The sequence below is a fragment of the Methylobacterium sp. WL18 genome (genome assembly GCF_008040015.1).
GTDB classification, from domain to species: Bacteria; Pseudomonadota; Alphaproteobacteria; order Rhizobiales; family Beijerinckiaceae; genus Methylobacterium; species Methylobacterium mesophilicum.
This window is the reverse complement of record NZ_VRVD01000237.1, coordinates 1-6,900: the sequence shown is the minus strand read 5'-3', so window position 1 is coordinate 6,900 and position 6,900 is coordinate 1. Positions and strand designations below refer to the sequence as shown.

At 68.2% G+C, this 6,900-nt stretch carries 8 protein-coding genes; 6 read left to right on the top strand and 2 right to left on the bottom strand.

Features of this window, described 5'->3' with window-relative positions; all coding sequences use genetic code 11:
• Window positions 1-221, bottom strand: a 221-nt coding sequence (locus FV228_RS16705; RefSeq protein ID WP_147855657.1) for an FAD-dependent oxidoreductase, incomplete at its 3' end; no start/stop codon positions are given.
• Between the two features lie 11 nt (window positions 222-232).
• The gene (locus FV228_RS16700; RefSeq protein ID WP_147855656.1) at window positions 233-490 is read right to left on the bottom strand and encodes a zinc-finger domain-containing protein; all 258 of its coding nucleotides are present in this window, start codon (window positions 488-490) and stop codon (window positions 233-235) included.
• A gap of 214 nt (window positions 491-704) precedes the next feature.
• Here FV228_RS16700 and map point away from each other — a divergent pair, with 214 nt between their 5' ends.
• The 6 genes from map (at window position 705) to FV228_RS16670 (ending at window position 6,609) form a co-directional block, all read left to right on the top strand.
• Window positions 705-1,532 carry a type I methionyl aminopeptidase gene (map, locus tag FV228_RS16695; RefSeq protein WP_147855655.1) on the top strand — a complete coding sequence of 276 codons (828 nt, stop codon included), beginning with the start codon at window positions 705-707 and terminating at the stop codon, window positions 1,530-1,532.
• 6 nt (window positions 1,533-1,538) lie between these two features.
• Window positions 1,539-2,282 carry a DNA repair protein RadC gene (radC, locus tag FV228_RS16690; RefSeq protein WP_147855654.1) on the top strand — a complete coding sequence of 248 codons (744 nt, stop codon included), beginning with the start codon at window positions 1,539-1,541 and terminating at the stop codon, window positions 2,280-2,282.
• 95 nt (window positions 2,283-2,377) lie between these two features.
• Complete coding sequence (locus FV228_RS16685) at window positions 2,378-3,817, top strand: circularly permuted type 2 ATP-grasp protein (protein WP_147855653.1); 1,440 nt, start codon at window positions 2,378-2,380, stop codon at window positions 3,815-3,817.
• Between the two features lie 64 nt (window positions 3,818-3,881).
• A complete protein-coding gene (locus FV228_RS16680) occupies window positions 3,882-4,829 on the top strand; it encodes an alpha-E domain-containing protein (protein WP_147855652.1) in 948 nt (315 codons plus the stop codon).
• 124 nt (window positions 4,830-4,953) lie between these two features.
• Window positions 4,954-5,781, top strand: a complete 828-nt coding sequence (locus FV228_RS16675; RefSeq protein ID WP_147855651.1) for a transglutaminase family protein — start codon at window positions 4,954-4,956, stop codon at window positions 5,779-5,781.
• Window positions 5,782-5,859: 78 nt separating this feature from the next.
• Window positions 5,860-6,609, top strand: a complete 750-nt coding sequence (locus tag FV228_RS16670) for a peptidase (protein WP_147855650.1) — start codon at window positions 5,860-5,862, stop codon at window positions 6,607-6,609.
• The last annotated feature ends 291 nt before the right edge of the window (window positions 6,610-6,900 follow it).

Genomic DNA, 6,900 nt, shown 5'->3' with positions numbered 1-6,900 from the left:
CTCGCGGCCCTGCGCAGCGCCGCGGAGAGGCCGAGGTCGGCCAGCACCCGGCTGGCGTTCGGGGAGATCTGTATCCCGGCCCCGACTTCGCTGAAGCCGGTGCGGCGCTCGATCACCGTGACGGAATGCCCGGCATCCGACAGCGCCAGGGCGGCGGTCAGACCGCCGATCCCGGCCCCGACGATCCCGATTTCCAAGGGCGTTCGACTGTCCGTGGGCAATGTGGGGTGTGCTACTCCGCGGCGACCGAGGCCGTGTCGTGCCAGACGCAGGCCTGCGGATCCGCCTCTTCGGCCTTGAGGCCGGCGCGGTAGCGATAGAGCGTCGAGCAGTACTGGCAGATGATCTCGGTGTCGGCGCCCATGTCGAGGAACACGTGCGGGTGATCGAACGGCGGCAGCGCGCCGATGCACATGAATTCCTTCACCCCGACAGCGACCACCGGGACGCCCGGCTCGTTGTGGAAGTGCGGTACCGCCTTGCCTGCCATACGGCCCTCGCCTGCCCCAGACCCGTCCACGGGGCGAATCTGCCCGGGCATCCCCGGGCGCCATGATCCCGCTTATGCCGCCAGCCCCGCGGCCCGCGCAAGCCTCCCCCGCCGCGCGTCCGCGCGCCGTTCCGCGCATGCGGCTTGGCCTGCCGCGCCCCGCGCCGTACATATGAGGGACACCCGTCCTCCGACGCCGCAAAAAGTCTCGACGATGCAACAGGAACAGGCCACCGCGCAGGGTACGCGTCGGGCGCCGGAGCCGCCGATCCACGGCCCGGAGGGATTCGAGGGCATGCGCCGGGCCGGGCGCCTGACGGCCGAGGCCCTGGATGTCCTGATGGAGGCGACCCAGCCCGGCGTCACCACCGAGGACCTCGACAAGCTCGCCTACACCTTCGCCATGGATCACGGCGCCTATCCGGCCTCGCTGCTCTATCGCGGCTATCCGAAGTCGATCTGCACCTCGATCAATCACGTGGTCTGCCACGGCATCCCGAACGACAAGCCCCTGCGCGAGGGCGACATCGTCAACCTGGATTGCTGCCTGATCCTCGATGGCTGGCACGGCGATTCAAGCCGGATGGCCTATGTCGGCGAGGTTCCCCGCAAGGCGCAGCGTCTGTGCGAGATCACCTACGAGGCGCTGATGCGCGGCGTCGCGGCCGTGAAGCCGGGCGGATCGACCAACGATATCGGCCGGGCGATCCAGACGTTCGCCGAGAGCGAGCGCTGCTCGGTGGTGCGCGACTTCTGCGGCCACGGGCTGGGGCGGATCTACCACGACGCCCCCACGATCCTGCACTACGTCGAGGCCAGCTACGACGTGCCCCTGAAGCCCGGCCAGTTCTTCACGATCGAGCCGATGATCAATCTCGGCCGCCCGGCCGTGAAGGTCCTGGGCGACGGCTGGACCGCGGTGACCCGGGACCGCTCGCTCTCGGCCCAGTTCGAGCACACCGTGGCGGTGACCGAGACCGGCGTCGAGATCTTCACGGTCTCGCCGAAGGGGCTGCATCAGCCCGTCAACCCGGCGGCCTGACCGGCCATGGCGGCGGGCGACGGAGCGGCCGGGCTGTTCCCCGACAGCGCCGCGCCCGTCGCCAATGCTAAGGAGCCACCGCCGCATTTCCATGGCCACCGCGACCGCCTGCGGGAGAAGTTCGCGGCGGCCGGGGCCGAGGCGCTGCCGGACTACGAGCTGCTGGAGCTTGTCTTGTTCCGGGCGATCCCCCGGCGGGACGTGAAGCCCCTGGCCAAGGCCCTGGTCGCCCGGTTCGGCAGCTTCGCCGAGGTCCTGAGTGCCGAGCCGGCCCGTCTGATGGAGGTCGAGGGCGTGAGCGCCGGGGTTGCGGCCGACCTCAAGCTGATCGAGGCCGCGGGACGGCGGCTCGCCCGCGGCGCACTGCGCGAGCGCGAACTGCTCAATTCCTGGAGCGCGCTGAGCGAGTATCTGCGGGCCACCATGGCGTTCGCGGCGCGCGAGGAGTTCCGCATCCTGTTCCTCGACAAGCGCAACCACTTGATCGCCGACGAGGTCCAGGGCCGCGGCACGGTCGATCACACGCCGGTCTATCCCCGGGAGGTCGCCCGCCGGGCCCTGGAACTCTCGGCGACCGCGATCATCCTGGCCCACAACCACCCGTCGGGCGATCCCAGTCCGTCCAACGCCGACGTGGCGATGACTCGCGAGATCGTGTCGGTGTTGGCACCACTGAAGATTGTCGTGCACGACCATATCATCCTGGGTCGAAACGGACATGCCAGCCTGAAAGGCCTCAAGCTGTTCTGATCTTCCGGCCGACTTGAGCGTTGGTGCCCGCGCGTATAGCCCTGCTGGGTGGCGCGTCTCTTGCCTCAAGAGCGGGAGCGTTAGGGAGAATCGGAATGGCGTTGACGGCCTTCGACGAGATGAACGGGATCGGCAACGGCGCCGCCGACCCGGCCGCCGTCCGCGACGCCTATGGCAAGCTGAAGACCTGGCTCGAGACCACGCCGCCCGAGCATTTCAACACCCGCCGCAGCCAGGCCGAGCTGCTGTTCCGCCGGATCGGCATCACCTTCGCGGTCTACGGCGACAACGAATCGACCGAGCGGCTGATCCCGTTCGATATCATCCCGCGGGTGATCACCAAGCCGGAGTGGGATTTCCTCGAGCGCGGGCTGAAGCAGCGGGTGACCGCGATCAACCTGTTCCTGAAGGACGTCTACGGCGCGCAGGAATGCATCAAGGCCGGCATCATCCCGGCCGACCTCGTCTACCGCAACGCCCATTACCGGATGGAGATGCGCTCGTTCCGGGTACCGCACGACCTGTACGTCCACGTGGCCGGCATCGACATCGTCCGCACCGGCGAGAAGGACTTCTTCGTCCTGGAGGACAACGCCCGGATCCCGTCCGGCGTGTCCTACATGCTGGAGAACCGGGAGGTGATGCTGCGGCTGTTCCCAGACCTGTTCTCCAAGCACCGGGTCGCGCCGGTCGAGAACTACCCGGACGCCCTGCTGGCGACCTTGCGCAGCCTCGCACCGGGCTCCACCACGCGCGACCCGACGGTGGTGCTGCTGACCCCCGGCCGCTACAACTCGGCCTTCTACGAGCACTCGTTCCTGGCCGACAAGCTCGGCGTCGAGCTGGTGGAGGCGTCCGACCTCTTCACCAAGGACGACGTGGTCTACATGCGCACCACCGAGGGGCCGCGCCGGGTGGACGTCATCTATCGCCGCCTCGACGACGACTTCCTGGATCCCCTGGTGTTCCGTCCCGATTCGGTCCTCGGCGTGCCGGGCCTGATGAACGCGTACGAGCGCGGCTCCGTGACCCTGGCCAACGCCGTCGGCACCGGCATCTCGGACGACAAGGCCGTCTACAGCTACATGCCGGAGATCGTGAAGTTCTTCACCGGCGAGGAGCCGATCCTGCACAACGTGCCGACCTATCGCTGCCGCGAGAAGGAGTCCTTCGCCTACGTGATGGACAACCTGTCCGAGCTGGTGGTGAAGGAGGTCAACGGCTCGGGCGGCTACGGCATGCTGGTCGGGCCGCATGCGAGCAAGCGCGAGATCGAGGATTTCGCCAAGAAGCTCAAGCATGCCCCGGACGGCTTCATCGCCCAGCCGACCCTCTCGCTCTCGACCTGCCCGACCTTCGTGGCCTCCGGAGTCGCCCCGCGCCACGTCGACCTGCGGCCCTTCGTGCTCAACGGCGCGGACCAGATCCGCATCGTGCCCGGGGGGCTGACCCGCGTCGCGCTGAAAGAGGGGTCCCTGGTCGTCAATTCCAGCCAGGGCGGTGGTACGAAGGACACCTGGGTGCTCGACGCTTAAAGGTTCAACGCCTCACCCATCCAGACGCGCCGCCTGCCGCCGAGCCGATCCGAGTTCGCACACCATGCTCTCCAGGACTGCCGACAACCTCTTCTGGCTCTCGCGTTACGTGGAGCGCGCCGACTTCGTCGCGCGCATCCTCGACGCGGCGCACCGGCTCGCCTCGCTGCCGAGCAGCTACGGCGGCGGCGAGACCAACGAGTGGGAATCCGCCCTCGCCTCGGCGGGCGACCCGGACCTGTTCAAGCCGCATTACAGCGTCGTCAATGCCGACACGGTCTGCGACTTCCTGGCCTTCAGCCCGCACAATCCCTCGTCGATCCGCTCCTGCATCGAATCGGCCCGCGAGAACGCCCGCTCGGTGCGCACCGCGCTCACCACCGAGATGTGGGACGCGATCAACGGCGCCTGGCTGGAGCTGCGCAACTACGCCGGCAAGGAACTCAGCCGCGACGAGTTCAGCCGCTTCCTCGACTGGGTGAAGACCGTCTCGCTGACCTTCGACGGCTCGGCCTTCCGCACCATGCTGCGCAACGACGCGTTCTGGTTCACCCGCCTCGGCACGGCGATCGAGCGGGCCGACAACACTGCCCGCATCCTCGACGTGAAGTACCAGATCCTCCTGCCGCAGAACGAGACGGTCGGCGGCAGCCTCGACTACTTCCAGTGGACCACGATCCTGCGCGAAGTCTCGGCCTTCAACGCCTATCACTGGGTCTATCGCGAGAGCGTCAAGCCGCTGCTGGTGGCGGACCTCCTGATGCTGAACAAGCAGATGCCGCGATCCTTCGCCAATTGCTACGGCGTGATCGTCGAGTATCTCGATCTCGTCGCCGACGCCTACGGTCGCCGCGGCCCGAGCCAGCGCCTGGCCGGAAACATGCTGGCCAAGCTCGACAGCGAGGATATCGACCGCGTGTTCAACTCCGGGCTCCACGAGTTCGTCGAGGCGTTCATCGCGGAGAACAACAAGGTGGGCGAAGCCATCGCGAAGCAGTATCTGGTCGGGTAGCGGATCGTCCCGGAGGTCGGATCCGGGACGATCCGCCGAGCGTATGACGAAGCATCGTCGTCGCCCGAACGCCGGCACCACCCGTTCGGGTTGATGCAATCGGAAAGACAGACAGGCCCGGCGCATGCGCATCCGCGTGGTCCACGAGACCATCTACACCTACGAGCACCCGGCCCGCGGCCTCGTCCAGGTCATGCGCCTGACGCCGCGGGACCATGACGGGCAATATGTCCGCACCTGGCGGATCGACACCTCCATCGACGGGCGGCTGACCGCCCGCGAGGATGGATTCGGCAACATCGTCCACTGGTTCACCCCGGACGCGCCGGCCGACGCGCTGACCATCCGGGTCACCGGCTCGGTCGACACGGAGGATACCCACGGGGTGGTCCGCGGCACGGTCGAGCGCCTGCCTGACGAGTTCTACCTGCGGGACACGGATCTCTGCACGACCAGCGCGGAGCTGCAGGTCTTCGCCGAGCGGGTCGCCACCGACGGCGACAGCAAGCCGCTCGCGCTCCTGCACCGCCTGCGCGACGCCGTTCCTCAGACGGTGGTCTACGAGCCGGGGCCGGCCGCCAACGGCGTGCCCGCCGCCACGGCGTTCGCCGCCGGCAAGGGCATCTGCCAGGATTTGACCCACGTCTTCATCGCCGCCGCCCGCCATCTCGGCATCCCGGCCCGCTACGTCGCGGGGTACCGCGCGCGCGGCGACGGCCAGGCCGATGTCGAGGCGCCGCACGGCTGGGCCGAGGCGTTGGTGCCGGATCTGGGTTGGGTGGCGTTCGACGCCTGCTACCAGGACACCCCGTCCGACGGCACCATCCGGGTCGCCACCGGGCTGGACTACCTGGGCGCGGCGCCGATCCGCGGCAGCCGCACCGGAGGCGGGACCGAGACACTGGACGTCAAGCTCCGCGTCGAGCAAGGCAGGGACGCCGCACAATCCTGATTCTGCGCCCGATTCCCTGGAAGACGGGCCGCCGGCTCGACGGGAGCCGGAAGCCCACCCCGCGAGAGCCCGAGATCCATGACCTATTGCGTCGGTGTCCTCGTCGAGGAGGGGCTCGTGATGGTCGCCGACACCCGCACCAATGCGGGGCTCGACGACATCTCGACCTACCGTAAGCTCCACCACTTCAACGTGCCGGGCGAGCGGGTGATGATGCTGGCTTCGGCCGGCAACCTGTCGATCACCCAGTCGGTCCTGAGCCTGCTTCAGGAGGGTGTGCCCAGCGACGACGGCGAGCCGCCGCAGAAGCTGATCGAGGCGCCCACGATGTTCCAGGCGGCGCAGCTCATCGGGCGCGCCATCCGGCGGGTGCGGGCGATCGAGCGGGACGGGTTCGAGGCGGCCAGCATCCGGTTCTCGATCTCGCTGCTGTTCGGCGGCCAGATCGCCGGCGAGGGCATGCGGCTGTTCCTGATCTACTCGGCCGGCAACTTCATCGAGTGCAGCACCGACGCGCCCTTCCTCCAGATCGGCGAGCACAAATATGGCAAGCCGATCCTCGACCGGGCGGTGAAGTTCGAGAGCGACCTCTACGACGCCCTGAAAGTGAGCCTCGTCTCGATGGATTCGACCATGCGGTCGAACCTCGGCGTCGGCCTGCCGATCGACATCGCGGTCGCCCGCCGCAACGGCCTCGACCTCGAGGTGAACCATCGGATCGAGGCCGGTGAGGGTTATTTCCACGACCTGCGCGAGCGCTGGTCGGCCGCGCTCCGGGCCGCGCACCGGGCGATCCCGCGCCCGCCCTACGGCCCGACGGCCAAATAGGGCCGGCCCGGAAAGGTCAGGTGGCCGGCTCGATGGCCCGGTCCGCGCTCCTGACCACGGCGCGCGTGTAATCCTCCCACAAAGCCGCGTAGAGCGGCACGGTTCGCAGCAGGTCGTCGTGCCGCCCGTCGCCGAGCAGGCGGCCGTCGTCGAGGACCAGGATCCAGGGCGATCGCTTGAAGGGGATCAGGCGGTCTGAGTGACGATGGCTCTGAGGTAGTCGTGGTTCCAAGCGGCGGCTTTTCTGCGGGTCTTGAGGCTGTCCGTGTCGGATGCGGTGCGGATGAGGTT